The organism is Streptomyces sp. B21-105 (assembly GCF_036898465.1).
In the GTDB taxonomy this organism is placed as follows: Bacteria; Actinomycetota; Actinomycetes; order Streptomycetales; family Streptomycetaceae; genus Streptomyces.
Genome location: NZ_JARUMJ010000001.1, coordinates 2,556,554 through 2,580,141 on the forward strand (window position 1 = coordinate 2,556,554; position 23,588 = coordinate 2,580,141).

Here is a 23,588-nt window from a genome sequence, read left to right on the forward strand (position 1 = left end):
ATATCCGAACCACTCCACGGAGGCCCTGCGGTGCACGAACTGCCGCAACAGCTGGCCAATGGACTCATCCTCGGCGCGATGTACGGACTCATCGCGATCGGATACACGATGGTCTACGGCATCGTTCAGCTCATCAACTTCGCCCACGGCGAAATCTTCATGGTCGGGGGCTTCGGCGCCCTCACCGTCTGGCTCGTCCTCCCCGGCGGCTTCGCCCTCGGCGCAGCGATACCCCTCATGATCCTCGGCGGCGTCCTCGTCTCCGTCGCCGTCGCCACCGCGGCCGAGCGCTTCGCCTACCGGCCCCTGCGCACCGCCCCGCGACTGGCACCCCTCATCACCGCCATCGGCCTCTCCATCGTCCTCCAGCAGGCCGTATGGATGGGATACCCCGACGCCAAGAAGGACCGCCCCTTCCCCCAGTTCTCCGGCGGCCCCATCGACGTCCTCGGCGCCAACATCCAGCGCGGCGACCTCTTCGTCCTCATCGCCGCCCCCCTGTGCATGGTCGCCCTCGGCTTCTTCGTCACCAAGACCCGCTCCGGCCGCGGCATGCAGGCCACCGCCCAGGACCCCGACACCGCCAAACTCATGGGCATCAACACCGACCGCATCATCGTCATGGCCTTCGCCATCGGCGCCGCGTTCGCCGCCATCGCCGCAGTCGCCTACGGCCTCAAAAACGGCCAGGTCGGCTTCCGCATGGGCTTCCTCATGGGCCTCAAAGCCTTCACCGCGGCCGTCCTCGGCGGCATCGGCAACATCTACGGAGCCATGCTCGGCGGCCTCGTCCTCGGCGTCGCCGAATCCCTCGCCATCGGCTACATCGGCGACATCCCCGGCATGAACCTCTTCGGCGGCGGCGCCTGGAAGGACGTATGGGCGTTCGCCCTCCTCATCCTCGTCCTGCTGTTCAGGCCACAAGGCCTGCTCGGCGAACGCGTCGCGGATCGGGCGTGAAAGCGATGACGACCAACATCCCCACCCAGAAGAACACCGACGCCGTCAAGACGCCCACCGGCGACACGGCCCCCCTCATCCCCCTGCCCGCGGCCCTCGCCCCCGTCCTCACCCTCGCCGGATCCGCCGTCGCCCTCGCCGGCACCTTCCTCGCCTGGACCTGGACCGACGAGTTCCCCGGCAACCTCACCATCACCGGCTACCCCGGCGGCCTCCAGGTCCTCACCCTCATCGGCGCCGCCCTCACCATCCTCTTCGTCCTCTCCGGGTACGGAATCCGCGGCCTGCGCTGGCTCACCCCCGGCGGCACCAACAGCCCCGCCCGCGCCACCACCCTCGGCGTCCTCGGCGCCACCGGCTACGCCCTCGGCGCCATCAGCTACGTCCTCGGCGGCGTCGTCAACCTCGAACCCGGCGCCTGGGTCTCCGCCATCGGCGCCCTCATCGCCACCATCGGCGCCTTCGCACTCCCCGCCGACGTCCCCCACGACGCCGACGACGCGACGAACCCCTGGACCCTCTTCCGCCACAGCTTCGCCGCCCCCGAACCCGGCCGCGCCAAGGAACTCCCCTCCTGGGCAGAGATCCTCATCATCACCGCAGCCTTCGGCATCGGCCTCTACGTCTTCTCCTTCGGCATCGGCGTCGACGACGACAACCCCCAGCTGTTCATCGGCTTCCTCGTCATCACCGCGTTCAGCTTCACCGCACTCAACCGCGCCGGCCTCCTCAAGCGACTCTCCGCACTGACGGCCAAACACCGCAGCGTCACCCTCGGCGCCGCGTTCGCCGCCGCGATCTGCTTCCCCTTCACCCAGACCAACGACCAGTTCGCCCTCATCGGCGCGAACATCCTCATCTTCGCCACCGTCGCCCTGGGCCTCAACGTCGTCGTCGGCCTCGCCGGCCTCCTCGACCTCGGATACGTCGCCTTCCTCGGCGTCGGCGCCTACGCCGCCGCCCTCGTCTCCGGCTCACCCCAGTCGAGCATCGGCGTCCAGTTCCCCTTCTGGGCCGCCGTCCTCACCGGCGCCCTCGCCTCACTGATCTTCGGCGTCGTCATCGGCGCCCCCACCCTGCGGCTGCGCGGCGACTACCTCGCCATCGTCACCCTCGGCTTCGGTGAGATCTTCCGCATCACCGTCAACAACCTCAACGGCACCAGCGGACCCGACGTCACCAACGGCTCCACCGGCATCCCGAACATCCCCGACCTCAACATCCTCGGGTTCGACTTCGGAATCTCCCACGACGTCCTCGGCCACCAGCTCACCCGCCCAGGCAACTACTACCTGCTGATGCTCCTCTGCACCCTCCTCGTCGTCACGGTCTTCCGCCGCAGCGCCGACTCCCGCATCGGCCGCGCCTGGGTCGCCATCCGCGAAGACGAGACAGCCGCCACCGCCATGGGCATCAACGGCTTCCGCCTCAAACTCCTCGCCTTCGCCCTCGGCGCCTCCCTCGCCGGCCTCGCCGGCACCGTCCAGGCACACGTCTCCTACAGCGTCACCCCCGAGCAGTACCAGTTCGCCGGCTCCGTGCCGCCCAACTCGGCCTTCCTGCTCGCAGCGGTCATCCTCGGCGGCATGGGCACCATCAGCGGGCCGCTCGTGGGCGCCGCACTGCTCTACCTCATCCCCGCCAAACTCCAGTTCATGGCGGAATACCAGCTGCTCCTCTTCGGCGTCGCGCTCATGCTCCTCATGCGCTTCCGCCCCGAAGGCCTCGTCGCCGACCGCAGGAAGCAGCTCGAATTCCACGAAACCGGACAGCTCGACGTACCCGACGACAAGGGCCTGCCCGAGACCGCCACCGGCGTCGCCAAGGCAGGGGCGTGACCGCGATGACCACCACCACAACCACCGCCACGACCACCACGGTCCTCGACGCCTCGGGCGTCACCATGCAGTTCGGCGGCCTCACCGCCGTACGCTCCGTCGACCTCACCGTCAACAGCGGCGAGATCGTCGGACTCATCGGCCCCAACGGAGCCGGGAAGACCACCTTCTTCAACTGCCTCACCGGCCTCTACATCCCCACCACCGGCACAGTCAGCTACAAGGGCACCGTCCTCCCGCCCAAACCCCACCTCGTCACCCAGGCCGGCATCGCCCGCACCTTCCAGAACATCCGGCTCTTCGCCAACATGACCGTCCTGGAAAACGTGCTCGTCGGACGCCACACCCGCACCCACGAAGGCCTCTGGTCCGCGCTCCTGCGCCTGCCCAGCTTCAAAAAGGCCGAAGACGCCTCCCGCGCCAGGGCCATGGAACTCCTCGAGTTCACCGGCCTCGCCGCCAAGGCCGACCACCTCGCCCGCAACCTCCCCTACGGCGAACAGCGCAAGCTCGAAATCGCCCGCGCCCTCGCCAGCGACCCCGGCCTCCTCCTCCTCGACGAGCCCACCGCCGGCATGAACCCCCAGGAGACGCGCGCCGCCGAAGAACTCATCTTCGCCATCCGCGACCAGGGCATCGCCGTCCTCGTCATCGAGCACGACATCCGGTTCATCATGAACCTCTGCGACCGCGTCGCCGTGCTCGTCCAGGGCGAGAAGATCGTCGAAGGCCCCGCCGAAGTAGTCCAGGCCGACGAACGCGTCATCGCCGCCTACCTCGGCACCCCCTTCGAGGGCGCACCAGGAGCGGAAGAAGTCGCCGAAGTCGAAGCCGCAGAGGCCGCCGAGGCGCACAGCACCACGGAAGGAGACGAGAAGTGACCGCACTGCTCGAGGTCGAAGACCTCAGGGTCGCCTACGGCAAGATCGAGGCGGTCAAGGGCATCTCCTTCAAGGTCGCCGCAGGCGAAGTCGTCACCCTCATCGGCACCAACGGCGCCGGCAAGACCACCACCCTGCGCACCCTGTCCGGCCTCCTCCAGCCCCTCGGCGGCCAGATCAAGTTCGACGGCAAGGTGCTCAACAAGATCCCCGCCCACAAGATCGTCTCGCTGGGGCTGGCCCACTCCCCCGAAGGCCGCCACATCTTCCCCCGCATGACCATCGAGGACAACCTCCGCCTCGGCGCCTTCCTCCGCAACGACAAGGAAGACATCGAGAAGGACATCCAGCGCGCCTACGACCTCTTCCCCATCCTGGGAGAACGCCGAAAGCAGGCCGCAGGCACCCTCTCCGGCGGCGAACAGCAGATGCTCGCCATGGGCCGCGCCCTCATGTCCCGGCCCAAACTGCTCATGCTCGACGAACCCTCCATGGGCCTCTCACCGATCATGATGCAGAAGATCATGGCCACCATCCAGGAACTCAAGTCCCAGGGCACCACCATCCTGCTCATCGAGCAGAACGCCCAGGCGGCCCTGTCCCTGGCCGACCACGGCCACGTCATGGAGGTCGGCAAGATCGTCCTCTCCGGCAGCGGCCAGGAACTCCTCCACGACGAGTCCGTCCGCAAGGCCTACCTCGGCGAGGACTGAACCACCCGCACACGACGAGGCCCGCGCCCCTTCTCCGGGCGCGGGCCTCGTCGTGTACGCGTCCACGTGACGCGGACGTCCGACTCCGTCTCGCGGACTACGCCTTGTCCGCCTTCTTCTCCTCGGCGTCCTGGATCACAGCCTCCGCCACCTGCTGCATCGACATCCGACGATCCATCGACGTCTTCTGGATCCACCGGAACGCCGCCGGCTCCGTCAGCCCGTACTCCGTCTGCAGAATCGACTTCGCCCGGTCCACCAGCTTGCGCGTCTCCAGCCGCAGCGTCAGGTCCGCGACCTCGTTCTCCAACTCCCGCAACTCCGTGAAACGCGAGACGGCCATCTCGATCGCCGGGACGACATCGCTCTTGCTGAACGGCTTCACCAGATACGCCATCGCGCCGGCGTCACGCGCCCGCTCCACCAGGTCGCGCTGCGAGAACGCGGTCAGCATCAGGACCGGCGCGATGCGCTCCTCGGCGATCTTCTCCGCCGCGGAGATGCCGTCCAGCTTGGGCATCTTCACATCCAGGATGACGAGGTCCGGCTTGTGCTCACGGGCGAGCTCGATCGCCTGCTCACCGTCGCCGGCCTCCCCGACGACGCTGTAGCCCTCCTCCTCCAGCATCTCCTTGAGGTCGAGGCGGATCAGCGCCTCGTCCTCGGCGATGACGACACGGGTCGTCAGCGGAGGTACGTGCGACTTGTCGTCGTCGGGCGCGTCCACGGGCTGGGGCGACTCGGGGGCGGTCACGGGGGCTCCTCGTTCAGGGGCGGGTACTGCTGACAAGAGCCTACCTAGCTGCGCCTCGACATGGTCACCCGGTACACTCCTCTCGGGTTGGCCAGCCGGGTTGGCGGAATGGCAGACGCTGATGTCTCAAACACATCTGTCCGAAAGGACGTGCGGGTTCGAATCCCGCACCCGGCACGCTAAAGCGGAGGTTCACATTCTCGTGAACCTCCGCTTTTCCGTGCACACAGTCGCGATCAGTCACGCAGTGTGTTCGCATGAACTTTCACGGCACTGCTGTTCGCCAAAAGGCCATCACGCTCCTACGCGAGGGGGCGCGCAACGCGGACGTGGCCCGTCACTTCGACATCCCCCTGGGCACAGTCAGCTACTGGAAACACATGGACCGCGCGAAACGCGGCGAGTGTCCGGGCCGCACTCCCCCACCGTGCCCCCGGTGCGAGGGCGAACTCGCTTCCCCGCCCTACTCCTACCTTCTCGGCCTCTACCTCGGCGACGGCCACATCATCCAGAACCGCGCGATGCGAGTGCCCAGCCTGTCCATCTCCTGCGCTGATGTACACCCCGGGCTGATGGACGAGTGCGAGGACGCCATGCGGGCTGTGTTTCCCGCGAATTCTGTCTGCCGGGTCCGCCGGAAGGGCTGTCACGAGGTGAAGCTCTACTCCAAACACCTATGGTGTCTCTTTCCCCAGCACGGCCCCGGCAAGAAGCACGAGCGGGCGATCGTCCTCGAACCCTGGCAGCAGGCCATCGTCGATGAGCACCCCTGGGAGTTCATCCGCGGCCTCATCCACTCCGACGGTTGCCGCATCACCAACTGGACGACCCGCATCGTCGCCGGTGAGCGCAAGCGCTATGAGTACCCCCGCTACTTCTTCACCAACGTCTCCGACGACATCCGGCGACTCTTCACCGACACCCTGGAAAAGCTGGATATCGAGTGGACGCACTGCACCCGCAACGGGAACCCCTACAACATCTCCGTCGCCAAGAAGGCGCACGTCGCCCTCCTCGACGCCCACGTCGGCCCCAAGCACTGACCCCCGGTGGGCTACCTCGGGCCGTCGTCCTCGCCGATGTGGTGGACTCGGACCAGGTTCGTGGTGCCCGAGACGCCGGGCGGGGAGCCGGCGGTGATCACGACCACGTCGCCCTTCTCGCAGCGGCCGTACCGCAGCAGCAGCTCGTCGACCTGGTCGACCATCGCGTCCGTGGAGGCGGCCGCCGGGCCGAGGAACGTCTCGACGCCCCAGGTCAGGCTCAGCTGGGAGCGGGTCGCCGGTTCCGGGGTGAAGGCGAGGACGGGGATCGGGGAGCGGTAGCGGGAGAGGCGGCGGACGGTGTCGCCGCTCTGGGTGAAGGCGACGAGGAACTTGGCGCCGAGGAAGTCGCCGATCTCGGCGGCGGCGCGGGCGACGGCTCCGCCCTGGGTGCGGGGTTTGTTGTTCTCCGTCAGTTCGGGCAGGCCCTTGGCGAGGAGGTCTTCCTCGGCCGCTGTGACGATCTTGGCCATGGTGCGGACGGTCTGGACGGCGTGTTTGCCGACGCTGGTCTCGCCGGAGAGCATGACGGCGTCGGCGCCGTCGAGGACGGCGTTGGCGACGTCGCTGGCCTCGGCCCTGGTGGGGCGGGAGTGCTCGATCATGGAGTCGAGCATCTGGGTGGCGACGATGACCGGTTTGGCGTTGCGCTTGGCGAGTTTGATGGCGCGTTTCTGGACGATGGGGACTTGTTCGAGTGGCATTTCGACGCCGAGGTCTCCGCGGGCGACCATGATGCCGTCGAAGGCGGCCACGATCTCGTCGATGTTCTCGACGGCCTGGGGCTTCTCCACCTTGGCGATGACGGGGAGCCGGCGGCCTTCCTCGTCCATGATGCGGTGGACGTCGAGGATGTCGTGGCCGCTGCGGACGAAGGAGAGGGCGATGACGTCGAAGCCGGTGCGCAGCGCCCAGCGCAGGTCGTCTTCGTCCTTTTTGGAGAGGGCGGGGACGGAGACGGCGACTCCGGGGAGGTTGAGGCCTTTGTGGTCGGAGATGACGCCGCCTTCGACGACGCGGGTGTGGACGCGGGGGCCGTCGACGTGGGTGACTTCGAGGGTGACTTTGCCGTCGTCGACGAGGATGCGTTCGCCGGGGGTGACGTCGTCGGCGAGGCCGGCGTGGGTGGTGCCGCAGTGGGTGCCGTCGCCTGCGACGCCTTCTTCGACGGTGATGGTGAAGGTGTCTTCGCGTTCGAGGAGTACGGGGCCTTCCGCGAAGTGGCCGAGGCGGATCTTCGGGCCTTGGAGGTCGGCGAGGGTGCCGACGCTGTGGCCGGTTTCGTCTGCGGCCTTGCGGACGTGGCGGTAGCGCTCCTCGTGTTCGGCGTGAGTGCCGTGGCTGAGGTTGAAGCGGGCGACGTCCATTCCGGCTTCTACGAGGGCTTTGAGCTGGTCGTAGGAGTCGGTTGCGGGGCCCAGGGTGCAGACGATTTTTGCTCGGCGCATGTTTCGAGCTTATGTCTTACCGGTGGGTAGCGAATTGGGGGCACGTGACTGCTCAACAACCTTTGGGTGAAGGGTTGTTGACAACTTCTAAAGTGTGCGGGGTGTCGCTCTTTTGAGCGCGGGCTGTTTTCCGTGGGGATTCCTTCCTCTTGTACGTGAATTCCCCGAACGGGTGAATTCACAGGCGTGGTGGATTCATCGTGAAGCGTGCGGTGACTTCGGCGCAGACGTGGATGCGCTGGGGTTCGAGGTCGAGGGGTTCGGGGTCGGGGGACTCGATTTCCGTCGCGGCGCCGGAGAAGCGGACGGCGCTGCGGCCGAAGGCGGAGCGGGTGCGGGGGCGGGCGCTGCCGGTTGTGGTGTCGGTGAGTTCGAGGAGGGCGGCGAGGGTGGTGTCGAGTGCTTCGGCGTATTCCTTGGCGCGTCGGACGGCGTCGTGGACGGCGTGGCGGCGGGCGGTGCGGTGGACGGGAGAGGTGGGGCGCAGGGTCCAGGAGGGGCCGTCGACTCGGGTGAGGTCGAGGTCGGCGAGGCGGGTGGTGAGTTCGCCGAGGACGGTGAAGTCGGTGAGTTCGGCGGTGAGGTGGATGGTGCCGTGGTGGGTGTGGATGTGTTCGTCTCGGTCGTATGGGGTGAGTTCGGGTCTGAGGGTGAGTGTGCCGGTGGAGAGGTTTTCGACGGTGTCGCCGTAGGACTTGAGGAGGTCGAGGGCGGTGGTGTTGCGGTGGGTGAGGTCGTCGAGGGTGGTGCGGCGGTCGTGGCCTCGGGCGGTGAGGGTGACGGTGATGCGGGCGATTTCGGGGTCGACCTCGAGTTCGGCTTCGCCGCGGACGGTGAGGTGGGGGGTGTCGGGTGTGGCGTGGGGGTGGTGCTGTGGGGTGGTTGTGGTGGGTTGGGTGGGTGGGGAAGTCATACGTCCCAGGTTGTCATGTCTTCGTCGTTCGGGTGGGTGGGTGGATGTGTTCCGGTCATCAGATCGAAACCTCCGTGACCTGTTGCGGTCGGTAGTGGGCGGTGCAGAATCTACGCGCGTTGGTCTACGCGCGTCGTCCGCCATCCCCGAGGAGCACGAGTCATGTCGTTGAACCGCCGGAAGTTCCTGAAGAAGTCCGCCGTGACCGGGGCGGGGGTGGCGATCGCGGGAGCTGCGGCGGCTCCGTCGGCGCAGGCCGCGGTGGCGAAGCCGGGTAAGCCGGGCGAGCAGCCGAAGCGGTATGCGCTGACCGTGATGGGGACGACGGACCTGCACGGTCATGTCTTCAACTGGGACTACTTCAAGGACGCGGAGTACAAGGACGCGGCCGGTAACGCGCAGGGTCTGGCGCGGATCTCGACGCTGGTGAACCGGATCCGTGCGGAGAAGGGGCGTGAGAACACGCTGCTGCTGGACGCGGGTGACACGATCCAGGGCACTCCGCTGACGTACTACTACGCGAAGGTGGACCCGATCACCGCCAAGGGCGGTCCGGTGCATCCGATGGCGCAGGCGATGAACGCGATCGGGTACGACGCGGCGGCGCTGGGCAACCACGAGTTCAACTACGGCATCGAGACGCTGCGGAAGTTCGAGTCGCAGTTGCGGTTCCCGTTGCTGGGGGCGAACGCGGTGGACGCGAAGACGCTGCGGCCGGCGTTCCAGCCGTATGTGATCAAGACGTTCTGTGTGAAGGGTGCGCCGCCGGTGAAGGTGGCGGTGCTGGGCCTGACGAACCCGGGTATCGCGATCTGGGACAAGGCGTATGTGCAGGGGAAGCTGGCGTTCCCGGGTCTTGAGGAGCAGGCGGCGAAGTGGGTGCCGAGGCTGAAGTCGCTGGGTGCGGATGTGGTGATCGTGTCGGCGCACTCGGGTTCGTCGGGTACGTCGTCGTACGGTGACCAGCTGCCGTATGTGGAGAATTCGGCGGCGTTGGTGGCGCAGCAGGTGCCGGACATCGACGCGGTGCTGGTGGGTCACGCGCATGTGGAGATTCCGGAGCTGAGGGTCGTCAACGCGAAGACCGGGAAGACGGTCGTGCTGTCGGAGCCGTTGGCGTATGCGGAGCGGCTGTCGGTGTTCGATGTGGAGCTGGTGTTCGAGAAGGGGCGGTGGTCGGTCGAGTCGGTGTCTTCGAAGGTGCTGAACTCCAACTCGGTCGCGGACGACCCGAAGATCACGAAGCTGCTGGGTGACGAGCACGCGAAGGTCGTCGCGTACGTCAACCAGGTGGTGGGTTCGGCGACGGAGACGTTGACGACGGTGGAGGCGCGGTTCAAGGACGCGCCGATCATCGACCTGATCACGAAGGTGCAGGAGGACGTCGTCAAGGCGGCGTTGGCGGGGACGTCGTATGCGTCGCTGCCGGTGATCGCGCAGGCGTCGCCGTTCTCGCGTACGTCGGAGATCCCGGCGGGTGAGGTGACGATCCGGGACCTGTCGAGCCTGTACGTCTACGACAACACGCTGGTGGCGAAGTTGATGACGGGTGCGCAGGTGCGGGCGTACCTGGAGTACTCGGCGGAGTATTTCGTGCAGACGGCGGCGGGTGCGGTGGTCGACACGGAGAAGCTGACGAACGCGGCGGGGCGTCCGGACTACAACTACGACTATGTGTCGGGTCTGGCGTACGACATCGACATCGCGCAGGCGGCGGGTTCGCGGATCAGGAATCTGACGTACAACGGGGCGGCGTTGGACGATGCGCAGCAGTTTGTGCTGGCGGTGAACAATTACCGGGCCAATGGTGGTGGGGCGTTCCCGCATGTGGCGTCGGCGCAGGAGTTGTGGGCGGAGTCGACGGAGATCCGTACGCGGATCTCGGAGTGGGTGACGGCGAAGGGTGTGCTGGATCCGAAGGACTTCGCGTCGGTGGACTGGAAGCTGACGCGTGAGGGTGTGCCGGTGTTCTAGGGGTTCTTGGGCTCTTGGGCTCTTGGCTTCTTGGGCTCTTGGGCTCTTGGGCCTTCTGGTTCCCCGGGGGGGGCGGTGTGTCGTGCGGTGGCGTGGTCGGTCACCGTGTGCGCACCGCCCTTTTCGTGTGCTGGTGGTGTCTAGCGTCGGTCGACGAGGGGGGTGAGGGTGGGGGCTTGGCGGGCGGTGGGGACGCGGGGTGCGGGTTGGGGTTGTTCGAGTCCGAAGGTGGTGAAGGCGGTCCGGGTGGGCAGGGGGTAGGTCTCTTTTTCGGTGAGGGCGTTGAGGATGGTGGCGCTGCGCCAGGCGGCGAGGCCGAGGTCGGGGGCGCCTACGCCGTGGGTGTGGCGTTCGGCGTTCTGGACGTGGACGTTGCAGCCGGTGGCGGTGATGGAGGGGTCGAGGACGAGGCGGTGGTGGGCGTCGATGCGGGGGCGTTCGCTGTTGTCGCGGCGGATGTAGGGGTCGAGGCCGGCGAGGATGCGGTCGAGGGGGCGTTCGTGGTGGCCGGTGGCGAGGATGACGGCGTCGGTGGTGAGGCGGCTGCGGGTGTTCTGCTGGGTGTGTTCGAGGTGGAGTTCGATCTGGGTGGTGGAGATGCGGCCGGCGGTGCGGACGGTCACGCCGGGGGTGAGGACGGTGTCGGGCCAGCCGCCGTGGAGGGTGCGGCGGTAGAGCTCGTCGTGGATGGCGGCGAGGGTGTCGGCGTCGATGCCTTTGTGGAGTTGCCATTGGCCGGCGAGCAGGCGGTCGCGGACGTTTTCGGGGAGGGCGTGGAAGTAGCGGGTGTAGTCGGGGGTGAAGTGTTCGAGGCCGAGTTTGGAGTACTCCATGGGGGCGAACGCTTCGGTGCGGCCGATCCAGTGGAGTCGTTCGTGGCCGGTGGGGCGGTGGCGGAGGAGGTCGAGGAAGACTTCGGCGCCGGACTGTCCTGATCCGACGACGGTGATGTGGTCGGCGGTGAGGAGGGTGTCGCGGTGGGTGAGGTAGTCGTCGGCGTGCAGGACGGGGACGCCGGGGGCGTCGGCGAGGGGGCGCAGGGCGTCGGGGATGTGGGGGGTGGTGCCGATGCCGATGACGATGTTGCGGGTGTGGGTGCGGCCGAGGGCTTCGGCTTCGCCGGCTGCGTCGAGTTGGGTGTAGTCGACTTCGAAGAGGTCGCGTTCGGGGTTCCAGCGGACGGAGTCGACTTGGTGGCGGAAGTGGAGGGCGGGGAGGTGGTCGGCGACCCAGCGGCAGTAGGCGTCGTATTCGGCGCGTTGGATGTGGAAGCGCTCGGCGAAGTAGAAGGGGTAGAGGCGGTGGTGGGTTTTGAGGTAGTTGAGGAAGGTCCAGGGGCTGGTGGGGTCGGCGAGGGTGACGAGGTCGGCGAGGAAGGGGACTTGGATGCGGGTGCCGTCGATGAGGAGGCCGGGGTGCCAGTCGAAGCGGGGGCGTTGTTCGTAGAAGACGGCGTCGAGTTCGGCGAGGGGGTGGGCGAGGGCGGCGAGGGAGAGGTTGCTGGGGCCGACGCCGATGCCGACGAGGTCGCGTGGGGTGCCGGCGTCGGGGTGGGGCGTGTTCATGTGGGGGTGTTTCCTTCCACCAGTCGCAGGAGGGCGGTGAGGTCGGCGGGCCGGGTGTGGGGGTTGAGGAGGGTGGTCTTGAGCCAGAGCCGGCCGTCGAGGCGGGCCCGGCCGAGGACGGCGTGGCCGTGGGTGAGGAGGCGGCGGCGGATGTCGGCGACGGCGGTGTCGGTGGCGTGTGCGGGCCGGAAGAGGACGGTGCTGAGGGTGGGTGGGGCGTGGAGTTCGAGGCCGGGGTGGGCGGTGACGAGGTCGGCGAGGTGCTGGGCGTGGTCGCAGACCTGGTCGACGAGGGCGCCGAGGCCGCTGCGGCCGAGGGTTTTGAGGGTGACGGCGATCTTGAGGGCGTCGGGGCGGCGGGTGGTGCGCAGGGAGCGGCCGAGGAGGTCGGGGAGGCCGGCTTCGGTGTCGTCGTCGGCGTTGAGGTAGTCGGCGTGGTGGTGGAGGGCGGTGAGGTCGTGGGGGTCGCGGACGGCGAGGAGTCCGGCGGCGACGGGCTGCCAGCCGAGTTTGTGGAGGTCGAGGGTGACGGTGTGGGCGGCTTCGAGGCCGGTGAGGAGGGGGCGGCGGCGGTCGCTGAAGAGGAGGCCTCCTCCGTAGGCGGCGTCGATGTGGAGGCGGGCGCCGTGGGTGTGGCTGAGGGCGGCGAGGGCGGGGAGGGGGTCGATGAGTCCGGCGTCGGTGGTGCCGGCGGTGGCGGCGACGAGGTGGGGGCCGGGTCGGGTGGTGAGGGTGTGGTGGAGGGTGGCGGGGTCGAGGACGCCGGTGGGGGTGGGGAGGATGACGGGTTCGGGGAGGCCGAGGAGCCAGGCGGCGCGGGGCAGGGAGTGGTGGGCGTTGGCGCCGCAGACGAGCCGGAGGGTGGGTCCGTGTGCTTCGCGGGCGAGGAGGAGGGCGAGATGGTTGGCTTCGGTGCCGCCGGTGGTGACGAGGGCGTCGGCGGGGGGCGTGGGGGCGGTGGCGGTGGTGGTGGCGGTGCTCGACGGTGTGGGGTCTGTGCTTGACGGTGTGGGGGGTGTCGGGTTGTGGCCGTAGATCTGCGCGGCGAGGGCGTGGGTGAGCAGGGTTTCCAGTTCCGAGGCGGCGGGGGCCTGGTCCCAGGAGTCGAGTGAGGGGTTGAGGGCGGTGGCGGCGAGGTCGGCGGCGGTGGCTACGGCGAGGGGCGGGCAGTGCAGGTGGGCGGCGCAGAGGGGGTGGGCGGGGTCGGCGGCGCCTTCGGCGAGGGTGCGGACGAGGGTGTGCAGGGCGCCGGGGTCGCCGTGTTCGGGCAGCGGGTCGCCGACGGCCTCGCTGACGCGTGCGGCCACCGTGTGCGGTCCGCCTGCGGGCAGTGGCCCGCCGCGTGAGCGGGCGCCGGCGTCGAGCGCGTCGAGGACGGTCGCCAGCAGGGGGCGCAGGGCGTCGGAGCCTTCGGGGCCTGAGGCGAGGGGCGGCATGCTCACGGGGGTTCCTCCGGGGCCGGGGGCGGGTGCCCGCAGCGGGGAGGTCCAGCTTGTCGGGTGGGGCGGCGACGCGCCCGGAAAGCCCGGGGACAGGAACCCGAAAGTGTGGTGGTCGCCGGGCGGGATCATCCGGAGCCCGGTGCGGTGGCGGTGGGGGGTTCCCGCCGGTGCCGGGGGAGCCGTCGGCGGGGCGTGGGGCGCGCGGTGGCCGGGGCGCTGTCGGCGCGGGCGGCGGGGCTCAGGCGCGTGAGGGCGGCCGTGCCGTCGGGTCGGGCGATGAGGGAACGGGGTTCCTCGACGGCTGGGCTTCGGGGTGGAGCGGCCGGGCGCTCCCGGCGTCGGGACCTGTCGGTGAGCGGCGGTCGGGGCGGCGCGATGGGGCGGTGCGGTGGGCCGGGGTGAGGTTCGGCCCGCCGTAGGGCCCCGCACGCCGGCCGGGGTGTGCGGGGCCCTACGGGGGCCGTGGCCGGGGTGTCAGGCCTGGTGGGCTTCGCGTACGCGCAAGGCGCGGGTGAGGTCGTCGAGTTGGTCGACGAGTTTGCGGCGCAGGGCGGGGATGGGGTGGGCGTCGGTGAGGCATTGTTCGCCGAGGCGCAGGGTGTCGGGGTCGATGGCGTGGCCGGGGAAGGCCCAGCGGCCTGCGGCGTCGGCGATGGCGGGGCCGCGGCGGGCGGCGACGGCGACGGCGTCCTGGTAGTAGCGGGGGATGTAGTCGGTGAGGAGGTCGGTCTGTTCGGGCTGCCAGAAGCCCTGGGCGGTGGCGGTGAAGAGGTAGTTGGAGAGGTCGTCGTCGTCGAACATGGCGGCCCAGGCGGTGTGTTTGGCTTCGGCGTCGGGGAGGGCGGCGCGGCAGCGGGCGGCGCCTTCGCGGCCGGTGGCGGAGGGGTCGCGGTCGAGTTCGGCGGTGATGTCGGTGTCGTCGACGGCGCCGAGGACGGCGAGTCGGGCGAGGACGCGCCAGCGCAGGTCGGGGTCGAGTTCGGGGCCGCCGGGGACGGTGCCGTCGGCGAGCCAGGCGGCGATGGTGTCGGGGTGGGCGGCGACGTCGATGAAGTGGCGTACGGCGATGAGGCGCAGGCTGGGGTGGTCGCCGTCCTCGGTGCGGCGGATGAGGTCGCGGCAGAGCGCGGAGAGGGCGGCGAGGGCGGCGGGGCGCTGTTCGGGGGTGGCGTAGCGGTCTGCGGCCTGGGTGGAGGCGAAGGTGAGGACGCCTTGGACGAGGGCGAGGTCGGTTTCGTGGGGGAGGTGGGTGCGGGCGGTGTCGAGGTAGGCGGCGGGGGTGAGTTCGCCGTCGCGGACGGCGTCGCGCAGGGCGTTCCAGACGACGGCTCGGGTGAGGGGGTCGGGGAGGCCGCTGAGGCGGGCGCGGAGGGTGTCGAAGGAGGCGGGGTCGAAGCGGATCTTGGCGTAGGTGAGGTCGCCGTCGTTGAGGAGGAGCAGGGCGGGGCGTTTGCCGAGGGGTTCGGGTGTGTGCTGCGGGATGTCGATCTCGAGGCGTCGGCGTTGGGTGAGGTGGCGGTCCTCGTCGGCGAGGTCGAGGTCGTAGAGGCCGACGGCGATGCGGTGGGGGCGGCTGCCGTGGTGGTCGACGGTCAGGGCGTGGTCGCCGTTGGAGCCGCTGACGGTGGGGAGGAGGGTGTCGACGCCCGTGGTGCGCAGCCAGGCGTCGGCCCAGGCGTGGACGTCGCGGTCGGTGTGGGCGGCGAGGGAGTCGATGAAGTCGGTGAGGGTGGCGTTGGCGAAGCGGTGTCGGGCGAAGTGGGTGTTGATGCCGGCGAGGAAGTCCTTCTCGCCGAGCCAGGTGACGAGTTGGCGTAGTGCGGAGGCGCCCTTGGCGTAGGAGATGCCGTCGAAGTTGAGGAGGGCGGAGGCGGTGTCGTCGACGTTCTCGGGGGCGACGGGGTGGGTGGAGGGGCGTTGGTCGGCGTCGTAGCCCCAGGGTTTGCGGACGACGCCGAATTCGGTCCAGGTGCCGTGGAAGCGGGTGGCTTCGGTGAGTGTCTGGTAGCCCATGTATTCGGCGAAGGACTCGTTGAGCCAGATGTCGTCCCACCATTGGAGGGTGACGAGGTCGCCGAACCACATGTGGGCCATCTCGTGGGCGATGACCATGGCGCGGGTCTGGCGTTCGGTGTCGGTGACGGCGGAGCGGTAGACGAATTCGTCGCGGAAGGTGACGAGGCCGGGGTTTTCCATGGCGCCGGCGTTGAACTCGGGGACGAAGGCCTGGTCGTAGGAGTCGAAGGGGTAGGGCTCTTCGAATTTCTCGTGGTAGCGGTCGTAGCAGGCGCGGGTGATGTCGAGGAGTTCGTCGGTGTCGGCGTCGAGGTAGGGGGCCAGGGAGCGGCGGCAGTGGAGTCCGAAGGGGAGTCCGCGGTGTTCGGTGCGTACGGAGTGCCAGGGGCCGGCGGCGACGGCGACGAGGTAGGTGGAGATGAGGGGGGTGGGTGCGGCCTGCCAGCGGCCGTCGCCGAGGTGTTCGGTGATGCCGTTGGCGAGGACGGTCCAGTGTTGGGGGGCTTTGACGGTGAGGTCGAAGACCGACTTGAGGTCGGGCTGGTCGAAGGCGGCGAAGACGCGTTGGACGTCTTCCATGAACAGCTGGGTGTAGAGGTAGGTCTCGCCGTCGGTGGGGTCGGTGAAGCGGTGCATGCCTTCGCCGGTGCGGGAGTAGCGCATGTCGGCGTGGACGCGCAGTTCGTGCTCGCCGGGGGTGAGGCCGGTCAGGGGGAGCCGGTTGTCGTCGAGCGTGTCGGGGTCGACGGGGCGGCCGTCGAGGGTGACGGAGTGCAGTGCGGCGGGCCTGATCTCGACGAAGGTGTCCCCGTGGGTGCGCGCGGCGAACCGGATGACGGTGCTGGACTCGAAGGTCTCGTCGCCGGTCGTCAGGTCGAGCTCGATGGTGTAGCGGAGGACGTCGAGGAGTTTGGCACGGTTCTGCGCTTCGTCGCGCGTCAGTACGGACATGCACGACATGCTGCCTGATGCCGCTGGCCGGGCACAGGGGCGGATCGGTACGCGCCCTATGTCCCTTCTCGCGCCGGGGCGCCGATTCTGTGTCGTTTCCGCGCCGGTCGGGTTCCGGCCATGTGCCGGTCATGTGCCGGTGCCGTGTACCGGTGTGCCGTGTGCCGGTCATGTGTCGACATGCCGGCCGGCCAGGTGCCTGCGTACCGGTGATGTGCCGGTGGCAGCTGGGCAGGGCGGGTGAGTGCGGGTGCGGTGTCGGTCGCGCGGTGCCGGTGGTGCGGCTTCGGCTTCCGCGCTTCGGGCCGGTGTGGTTCAGTCGCGTCCGGGGGCCGCGGTGTCCTCGGCGATGCGCTCGTGGTGGCGGATGACCTCGGCGATGATGAAGTTGAGGAACTTCTCGGCGAAGGCGGGGTCGAGCTTGGCGCTCTCGGCGAGGGTGCGCAGTCGGGCGATCTGGCGGGCCTCGCGGGCCTGGTCGGCGGGCGGGAGCTGGTGGCGGGCCTTGAGGTGGCCGACTTGCTGGGTGGCTTTGAAGCGTTCGGCGAGCATGTGCACGACGGCCGCGTCGATGTTGTCGATGCTGTCGCGCAGCCGGGCGAGCTCCTCGCGGACGGCGGGGTCGACGTCGCCGGCGCCGGGCGCGCGGGTGTTGCTGGTGGTCATGGGCGATCACCCTAGGGCATGTCCGGACGGGCGTTGCGGGCTGCCCGTACAGTGGAATGGGGTCCTCGGCGTGTTGGGGGTGCGGCGTGGCGAACGGCGGGCCGGTCGAGCACGGTTACCCGCATCTGGAGACGGTGCGGGCGGCGGTGACGGCGTTGTACAAGCGGTTGTCGTACGACACGATCCACCAGTTCGCGACGAGTGTGGCGCCGGCGGATGTGGCGTTCTGCGACACCGATGATCTGCATCTGGGGGTGCAGCGGGTGGCCCGGGAGCTGGTGCGGCACTTCCGGTTGCCGGACGCGCGGATGGTGGTGGCGTTCCGGGAGATGGAGCATGCGGCGCACATCGAGCTGGCGGCGGGGCCGGAGTACTTCGTCGAGTTGAACGATCGTTTCCGCACGCATCGTCGGGACATCGGTGCGGCGCTGGCGCACGAGATCATGCATGTCTACCTGCACCGGTTGGGGTTGTCGTTCGCGGAGACGCGGGACAACGAGATTCTGACGGACACGGCGACGACGTATCTGGGGGCGGGCTGGCTGCTGCTGGACGCGTACCGGGTGGACGGGGTGTCGTCGCAGAAGCTGGGGTATCTGACGCCGGAGGAGTTCGGGTACGTGCTGGCGAAGCGGTCGCTGGTGTTCGGTGAGGATCCGTCGGTGTGGTTCACGAGCGCGGAGGCGTACGCGGCGTACGGGCGGGGTCTGGAGCGGGCCCGGTTCGACGAGCGGCAGCCGCCGCTGACGGCGGCGGGCTGGGCGGGCCGGCGGCGTTATGCCCGTGACCGTCGGCATGCGCAGGGGGCGCGGGCGGGGTCGGGGGACGCGGGTGCCCCGTATGCGTTCGTGCATGATCCGCAGGGGCCGTTGCGGGTGACGTTCGCGTGTCCTACCTGTCGTCAGCGGATCCGGGTTCCGGTCAGGGGGCGGGTGCGGGCGCGCTGCGGGTTGTGCGGGACGGTGCTGGAGTGCGACACGTGAGCAGGGTGACGGGTGGTGCGGTCGCGGAGTTGTTCGGCCCCGTGTCGTCGTCCGGGTGTCACGCGCCGTAGACCCGTCCCGGCTGTTCGGCGTGCGCCAGCAGCTTGCGCGCGGTGTCCCCTGCTTCTGCCGGGCTCCGGCGTCGTCCTTCGTCCGCCGTCGGTCCCGGCCGCCAGCCTTCCATGACGGTGATGCGGCCGCCCTCCGTCTCGAAGACGCGTCCGGTGACGCCCTCGCTGGCGGTGGAGCCGAGCCAGACGACCAGGGGGGAGACGTTGTCGGGGGCCATGGCGTCGAAGCCGGTCTCGGGGGCGGCCATGGTGGCGGCGAAGGCGTGTTGCGTCATGCGGGTGCGGGCGGCGGGCGCGATCGCGTTGACCTGGACGCCGTAGCGGGCGAGTTCGGCGGCCGCGACGAGCGTGAGGCCGATGATGCCGGCTTTCGCGGCGCTGTAGTTGCCCTGTCCGACCGAGCCGAGGAGTCCCGCACCGCTCGCGGTGTTGACGATGCGTGCGACGGGTGTGCGGCCTGCTTTGGCCTCGGCGCGCCAGTGTGCGGCGGCGTGCTTGAGGGTGAGGAAGTGGCCCTTGAGGTGGACGCGCTGGACGGCGTCCCAGTCGTCCTCGTCGAGGTTGACGAGCATGCGGTCGCGCAGGAAGCCGGCGTTGTTGACGAGGGTGTCGAGTCGGCCGTAGGTCTCCAGGGCGGTCGTCACGAGGGACGCGGCGCCCTGGGGGGTGGCGATGTCGCCGCCGTGGGCGAGGGCGGTGCCGCCGGCCGCGCGGATCTCGTCGGCGACCTGCCGGGCGGGGCTGTCGGGGCCGGGGGTTCCGTCGAGTCCGACGCCGAGGTCGTTGACGACGACTCGGGCGCCCTCGGCGGCGAAGGCGAGGGCGTGGGCGCGCCCGAGGCCGCGTCCGGCGCCGGTGACGACGACTACGCGTCCGTCGCAGATTCCGCTCATCGCAGGTCTCCTCTCACGTCTCTCACGTCTCTCACGTCTCTCGGGTCCTTCGCTTCAGGGCGGCCGAGGTCCGTCAAGTCGTCCCAGGGCGTCCCAGGTCGTCTCGGGGGTTCTTGTTCGCGGTCGCGGCGTCGAGGAAGGCGGGTCGTTCGCCTCCGCCGTGCAGGAGCAGGCTCGCTCCGCTGATGTAGGCGGCCGCGTCGGAGGCGAGGAAGACGGCGGCGTCGCCCACGTCGTCGGGGAGGGCGAGGCGGCCGAGGGGGACGGTGCGGGCCACGGCGTCGACGCCGTCGTCGTCGCCGTAGTGGAGGTGGGTGCGCTCGGTGTGGACCATGCCGACGACCAGGGTGTTCACGCGGATCTCCGGCGCCCATTCGACGGCCATGGACCGTGCGAGGTTCTCCAGGCCGGCTTTGGCCGCGCCGTAGGCGGCGGTGCCGGGTGAGGGACGGCCGCCGCTGACGCTGCCGATCATCACGATGGAGCCCCGGGCGCGCCTGAGGTGGTCGTGGGCGGCGAGGGACACGGTGAGCGGGGCGAGGAGGTTGAGTTCGATCACGCGCGCGTGGCGGTGCGCGTCGGTCTCGGCGAGGGGCCGGTAGGGGGCGCCGCCCGCGTTGTTGACGAGGACGTCGAGCCGGGGCAGTCCGGCGAAGAAGGTGCGGACGGCGTCGGCGTCGCGTACGTCCAGGGGCGCGAACCGGGCTCCGGGGACCGGGGCGTCGGGGGGTCGGCGGGCGCAGACGACGACGTCGGCGCCGGCGCGCGCGAGGGAGCGTGCGATGCCGGCGCCCACGCCGCGGGTGCCGCCGGTGACGACGGCGACCTTCCCGTCCAGCTTCATCGGCTGCTACCTTTCACCTAACAAACGTTTGGTGGAAAGGTAGCTGATGCTTCCATGGGTGTCTCCACCTCGTCCCCGGAAAAGGGGGCGGAAAAGGCCGTCGCACTGGTCACGGTCGACTTCCCGCCGGTGAACGCTCTGCCGGTGCACGGCTGGTTCGCCCTGGCCGAGGCGGTGCGCGCGGCGGGCCGCGATCCGGGCACTCGGTGCGTGGTGCTGGCCGCCGAGGGGCGGGGCTTCAACGCGGGCGTCGACATCAAGGAGATCCAGGCGCAGGGGCCGGGCGCGCTGATCGGCGCAAACCGCGGCTGCTTCGAGGCGTTCACGGCGGTGTACGAGTGCGAGGTTCCCGTCGTGGCGGCGGTGCAGGGGTTCTGTCTGGGCGGCGGCGTCGGCCTCGCGGGGAACGCGGACGTGATCGTGGCGAGCGAGGACGCCGTGTTCGGGCTGCCAGAGCTGGACCGGGGCGCGCTGGGCGCGGCCACCCATCTGGCCCGGCTGGTGCCCCAGCATCTGCTGCGCGCCCTGTACTACACGTCGCGCACGGTCACGGCGGCCGAACTGCACGCGCACGGCTCGGTGTGGCGGGTGACGCCGCCCGGTGAACTGCGCGCGGCGGCGCTCGAGGTGGCCGGCGAGATCGCCGCGAAGGACGGCGAGCTGGTGCGGCTGGCCAAGGCCGCCATCAACGGCATCGATCCGGTCGACGTGCGTCGCAGCTACCGCTTCGAGCAGGGCTTCACCTACGAGGCGAGCGTCGCCGGAGTGGCCGACCGGGTCCGGGACGGCTTCGGCAGAGCCGCACGGGAGGAGAGCTCGGGTGGGTGACAAGACGATGAGCGCCGAGGAGGCCGTCTCGCGCCTGGAGAGCGGCATGACCCTCGGCATCGGGGGCTGGGGTTCACGGCGCAAGCCGATGGCGCTGGTGCGGGCTCTGCTGCGGTCGCAGGTCACCGACCTCACGGTGGTGTCGTACGGCGGGCCGGACGTCGGCATGCTGGCGGCGGCCGGGCGGATCCGCAGGCTGGTCGCCGCCTTCGTCACGCTGGACTCGATCCCGCTGGAGCCGCACTACCGGGCGGCCCGCGAGGGCGGGGCGCTGGAGCTGACGGAGGTCGACGAGGCGATGTTCCTGTGGGGGCTGCGCGCGGCGGCGCACCGGATGCCGTTCCTGCCCGTGCGGGCGGGCCTCGGCTCGGACGTGATGCGGGTGAACCCCGGTCTGCGGACGGTGACGTCGCCGTACGAGGACGGGGAGACGTTCGTGGCCATGCCCGCCCTGCGGCTGGACGCGGCGCTGGTGCACGTCAACCGGGCCGACCGGCTGGGCAACGGACAGTATCTGGGCCCGGACCCGTACTTCGACGACCTGTTCTGCGCGGCGGCGGACACGGCGTACGTCAGCTGTGAACGCGTCGTCGACACCGCGGAGCTGACGAAGGAGGCGCCGCCGCAGTCGCTGCTGATCAAGCGGCACACGGTGACGGGGGTGGTGGAGGCCCCGAACGGGGCGCACTTCACGTCGTGCGCGCCGGACTACGGCCGGGACGAGGCGTTCCAGAAGCGGTATGCGACGACGCCGTGGGCGCAGTTCGCGGCCCGCTACCTCGCCGGGGACGAACAGGCGTACCGGTCGGCGGTCGGGGAGGACTCGTGAGCGGGACCACGCGTGCCGAGTACTGCGTGATCGCCTGCGCGGAGGCCTGGCGCGGCGCGGGCGAGATCCTGGCGAGTCCCATGGGCGTGATCCCCTCGGTCGGTGCCCGGCTCGCCCGGCTCACGTTCGCGCCGGATCTCCTGCTGACCGACGGCGAGGCGCTGATCGTGCGTGCGGACGGGACGCCGGAGGGCTGGCTGCCCTACCGGCAGCATCTGGAGCTGGTCACCGGCGGCCGGCGGCACGTGATGATGGGCGCGAGCCAGATCGACCGGTACGGCAACCAGAACATCTCCTGCGTCGGCGACTGGGCGAAGCCGGTGCGGCAGCTCCTCGGGGTGCGCGGGGCACCCGTCAACACCTTGAACAATCCGACGAGTTACTGGATCCCGAAGCACTCGCGGCGGGTGTTCGTCGCGAAGGTCGACATGGTGTGCGGGGTGGGGTACGACCGTGCGGCCGGCACCCGGCACCACGGCATTGCGCGGGTCGTGTCCGACCTCGGCGTGTTCGACTTCGCCACGCCCGACCGGTCGATGCGGCTGGCCTCGCTGCATCCCGGGGTGAGTGTCGAGCAGGTGCGGGAGGCGACGGGGTTCGAGCTGGCCGTCGCGGAGGAGGTGCCGTGCACCCGTGAGCCGACGGCGGCGGAGCTGCGGCTGATCCGTGAGGTGATCGACCCGGGCGGCTCCCGGGCCCGGGAGGTGCCGGCCTGATGGAGACCGCCTCATGGAGACCCCCTCATGGAGACCGCCTGATGGAGACCGCCTGATGGAGACCGCCTGATGGAGACGGCGTTCACCCGGCTGGTCGGGGTCCGTCACCCGATCGTGCAGACCGGCATGGGGTGGGTGGCGGGCCCGCGGCTGGTGTCGGCGACGGCGGAAGCGGGCGCGCTGGGCGTCCTGGCCTCGGCGACGATGACGCTCGACCAGCTGCGGGCGGCGGTGCGCGAGGTGAAGGCGCGCACGGAAGCGCCCTTCGGCGTCAACCTGCGGGCCGACGCGGCGGACGCCGGCGACCGGGTGCGGATCGTCGTCGACGAAGGGGTGCGGGTCGCGTCGTTCGCGCTCGCCCCCTCCGCCGAGCTGATCGCCGCGCTCAAGGAGGCGGGGGTCGTGGTCGTCCCGTCCGTGGGGGCGCGTCGGCACGCCGAGAAGGTGGCCGCGTGGGGCGCGGACGCGGTGATCGTGCAGGGCGGCGAGGGCGGCGGCCACACCGGCGAGGTGGCGACGACGGTCCTGCTGCCGCAGGTGGTGGACGCGGTGGACATTCCCGTCGTGGCGGCGGGCGGCTTCTTCGACGGGCGGGGGCTGGCGGCCGCGCTGGCGTACGGGGCGGCCGGTGTCGCGATGGGCACGCGGTTCCTGCTCACGTCGGACTCGCCGGTCCCGGAGGCGGTGAAGGCGCGGTACCTGGCGGCGACGGTACGGGACGTCACCGTCACCCGGGCGGTGGACGGCCTTCCGCATCGCATGCTGCGCACGCCGCTGGTCGACGGCCTGGAGGAGTCGGGCCGGGTGGGGGCGCTGCTGCGGGCGGCGCGTCACGCGGCGGGGTTCCGCAGACTGTCGGGGCTCACCTGGCGGCAGCTGGTCCGCGACGGCCTGGCGCTGCGCCACGGCAAGGACCTCGCCTGGAGTCAGGTGCTGCTGGCCGCGAACACGCCGATGCTGCTGAGGTCCGCGATGGTGGAGGGCCGCCCGGAGGCGGGGGTGATGGCCGCCGGGCAGGTCGCAGGGGTGATCGACGACCTGCCGTCGTGCGCGGAGCTGGTCGAGCGGACCATGAAGGAGGCGCAGGACGTGCTGGCCGCCCTGGACCGGCTCGGAAGGACGTGAGGACCGGCCCGCCGACCCATCGACCCGCCGGCCCGTCCCCGTCCCTCCGCACCGTTCGGCGCAGCCTCGCTGTTCGGAGCGCCCTACCGCTCCGAACAGCCTCACCGCTCAGGCATCCGTACCGCTCAGGCACCC

Annotated in this window: 20 protein-coding genes and 1 tRNA gene; 12 read left to right on the top strand and 9 right to left on the bottom strand. The window is 70.1% G+C overall.

Annotation, left to right across the window (positions count from 1 at the left end; translation table 11 throughout):
- Nucleotides 1-30 precede the first annotated feature (30 nt).
- Genes QA802_RS11555 through QA802_RS11570 form a run of 4 tightly spaced genes read left to right on the top strand, consistent with a single transcriptional unit; the run spans nucleotide 31 to nucleotide 4,392 of the window.
- Nucleotides 31-960, top strand: coding sequence for a branched-chain amino acid ABC transporter permease (locus tag QA802_RS11555; protein ID WP_334520880.1), 930 nt, complete (start codon nucleotides 31-33; stop codon nucleotides 958-960).
- Between the two features lie 5 nt (nucleotides 961-965).
- Nucleotides 966-2,798: a branched-chain amino acid ABC transporter permease gene (locus tag QA802_RS11560; protein ID WP_334534545.1), complete on the top strand. Its 1,833-nt coding sequence runs from the start codon at nucleotides 966-968 to the stop codon at nucleotides 2,796-2,798.
- 5 nt (nucleotides 2,799-2,803) lie between these two features.
- Nucleotides 2,804-3,679: an ABC transporter ATP-binding protein gene (locus QA802_RS11565; protein WP_334520883.1), complete on the top strand. Its 876-nt coding sequence runs from the start codon at nucleotides 2,804-2,806 to the stop codon at nucleotides 3,677-3,679.
- Nucleotides 3,676-4,392 (top strand): ABC transporter ATP-binding protein, encoded by a 717-nt coding sequence (locus QA802_RS11570; protein WP_334520886.1) that lies wholly within the window; start codon nucleotides 3,676-3,678, stop codon nucleotides 4,390-4,392. The genes QA802_RS11565 and QA802_RS11570 overlap by 4 nt, the downstream gene beginning before the upstream one ends.
- A gap of 97 nt (nucleotides 4,393-4,489) precedes the next feature.
- On the opposite strand, the gene QA802_RS11575 is transcribed toward QA802_RS11570, so the two are convergent.
- Nucleotides 4,490-5,146 carry an ANTAR domain-containing response regulator gene (locus QA802_RS11575; RefSeq protein WP_334520889.1) on the bottom strand — a complete coding sequence of 219 codons (657 nt, stop codon included), beginning with the start codon at nucleotides 5,144-5,146 and terminating at the stop codon, nucleotides 4,490-4,492.
- Nucleotides 5,147-5,240: 94 nt separating this feature from the next.
- Between QA802_RS11575 and QA802_RS11580 the strand changes: the two genes are divergently transcribed.
- Together QA802_RS11580 and QA802_RS11585 are read left to right on the top strand one after the other, a co-directional pair.
- Nucleotides 5,241-5,323, top strand: a tRNA-Leu gene (locus QA802_RS11580).
- 80 nt (nucleotides 5,324-5,403) lie between these two features.
- Complete coding sequence (locus QA802_RS11585) at nucleotides 5,404-6,189, top strand: helix-turn-helix domain-containing protein (RefSeq protein WP_334520892.1); 786 nt, start codon at nucleotides 5,404-5,406, stop codon at nucleotides 6,187-6,189.
- Between the two features lie 11 nt (nucleotides 6,190-6,200).
- Here QA802_RS11585 and pyk read toward each other — a convergent pair whose 3' ends face one another.
- Nucleotides 6,201-7,637, bottom strand: a complete 1,437-nt coding sequence (gene pyk, locus QA802_RS11590; RefSeq protein ID WP_334520894.1) for a pyruvate kinase — start codon at nucleotides 7,635-7,637, stop codon at nucleotides 6,201-6,203.
- Between the two features lie 178 nt (nucleotides 7,638-7,815).
- The gene (locus tag QA802_RS11595; protein WP_334520897.1) at nucleotides 7,816-8,550 is read right to left on the bottom strand and encodes an SIMPL domain-containing protein; all 735 of its coding nucleotides are present in this window, start codon (nucleotides 8,548-8,550) and stop codon (nucleotides 7,816-7,818) included.
- A 162-nt stretch (nucleotides 8,551-8,712) separates the two neighbouring features.
- Here QA802_RS11595 and QA802_RS11600 point away from each other — a divergent pair, with 162 nt between their 5' ends.
- Nucleotides 8,713-10,524 (top strand): bifunctional metallophosphatase/5'-nucleotidase, encoded by a 1,812-nt coding sequence (locus QA802_RS11600; RefSeq protein ID WP_334520900.1) that lies wholly within the window; start codon nucleotides 8,713-8,715, stop codon nucleotides 10,522-10,524.
- A 140-nt stretch (nucleotides 10,525-10,664) separates the two neighbouring features.
- Here the strand turns inward: QA802_RS11600 and QA802_RS11605 are convergent, their stop codons facing one another.
- From QA802_RS11605 to QA802_RS11620, 4 genes are all read right to left on the bottom strand, one after another.
- Nucleotides 10,665-12,089, bottom strand: a complete 1,425-nt coding sequence (locus QA802_RS11605) for a lysine N(6)-hydroxylase/L-ornithine N(5)-oxygenase family protein (RefSeq protein WP_334520903.1) — start codon at nucleotides 12,087-12,089, stop codon at nucleotides 10,665-10,667.
- Nucleotides 12,086-13,525, bottom strand: a complete 1,440-nt coding sequence (locus tag QA802_RS11610; RefSeq protein ID WP_334534547.1) for a pyridoxal phosphate-dependent decarboxylase family protein — start codon at nucleotides 13,523-13,525, stop codon at nucleotides 12,086-12,088. Before QA802_RS11610 ends, QA802_RS11605 begins: the two co-directional genes overlap by 4 nt.
- Nucleotides 13,526-14,005: 480 nt before the next feature.
- Complete coding sequence (gene pepN, locus QA802_RS11615; RefSeq protein ID WP_334520906.1) at nucleotides 14,006-16,498, bottom strand: aminopeptidase N; 2,493 nt, start codon at nucleotides 16,496-16,498, stop codon at nucleotides 14,006-14,008.
- Between the two features lie 315 nt (nucleotides 16,499-16,813).
- Complete coding sequence (locus QA802_RS11620) at nucleotides 16,814-17,164, bottom strand: chorismate mutase (protein WP_319167442.1); 351 nt, start codon at nucleotides 17,162-17,164, stop codon at nucleotides 16,814-16,816.
- A gap of 86 nt (nucleotides 17,165-17,250) precedes the next feature.
- Between QA802_RS11620 and QA802_RS11625 the strand changes: the two genes are divergently transcribed.
- On the top strand, nucleotides 17,251-18,147 hold the full coding sequence (locus QA802_RS11625; RefSeq protein WP_334520909.1) for a hypothetical protein: 897 nt from the start codon (nucleotides 17,251-17,253) through the stop codon (nucleotides 18,145-18,147).
- 58 nt (nucleotides 18,148-18,205) lie between these two features.
- Here the strand turns inward: QA802_RS11625 and QA802_RS11630 are convergent, their stop codons facing one another.
- Both QA802_RS11630 and QA802_RS11635 read right to left on the bottom strand, forming a co-directional pair.
- Nucleotides 18,206-19,111, bottom strand: a complete 906-nt coding sequence (locus QA802_RS11630; protein ID WP_334520912.1) for an SDR family oxidoreductase — start codon at nucleotides 19,109-19,111, stop codon at nucleotides 18,206-18,208.
- A gap of 73 nt (nucleotides 19,112-19,184) precedes the next feature.
- Entirely contained in the window at nucleotides 19,185-19,955 is a 771-nt protein-coding gene (locus QA802_RS11635) for an SDR family oxidoreductase (protein ID WP_334520914.1), read from the bottom strand.
- A gap of 54 nt (nucleotides 19,956-20,009) precedes the next feature.
- Between QA802_RS11635 and QA802_RS11640 the strand changes: the two genes are divergently transcribed.
- The 4 genes from QA802_RS11640 (at nucleotide 20,010) to QA802_RS11655 (ending at nucleotide 23,453) form a co-directional block, all read left to right on the top strand.
- Nucleotides 20,010-20,783, top strand: a complete 774-nt coding sequence (locus QA802_RS11640; protein WP_334520916.1) for an enoyl-CoA hydratase family protein — start codon at nucleotides 20,010-20,012, stop codon at nucleotides 20,781-20,783.
- Nucleotides 20,776-21,612 (top strand): CoA transferase subunit A, encoded by an 837-nt coding sequence (locus QA802_RS11645; RefSeq protein WP_334520919.1) that lies wholly within the window; start codon nucleotides 20,776-20,778, stop codon nucleotides 21,610-21,612. Before QA802_RS11640 ends, QA802_RS11645 begins: the two co-directional genes overlap by 8 nt.
- The gene (locus QA802_RS11650) at nucleotides 21,609-22,328 is read left to right on the top strand and encodes a CoA-transferase subunit beta (protein ID WP_334520922.1); all 720 of its coding nucleotides are present in this window, start codon (nucleotides 21,609-21,611) and stop codon (nucleotides 22,326-22,328) included. The genes QA802_RS11645 and QA802_RS11650 overlap by 4 nt, the downstream gene beginning before the upstream one ends.
- A gap of 69 nt (nucleotides 22,329-22,397) precedes the next feature.
- The gene (locus QA802_RS11655; RefSeq protein WP_334520925.1) at nucleotides 22,398-23,453 is read left to right on the top strand and encodes an NAD(P)H-dependent flavin oxidoreductase; all 1,056 of its coding nucleotides are present in this window, start codon (nucleotides 22,398-22,400) and stop codon (nucleotides 23,451-23,453) included.
- The last annotated feature ends 135 nt before the right edge of the window (nucleotides 23,454-23,588 follow it).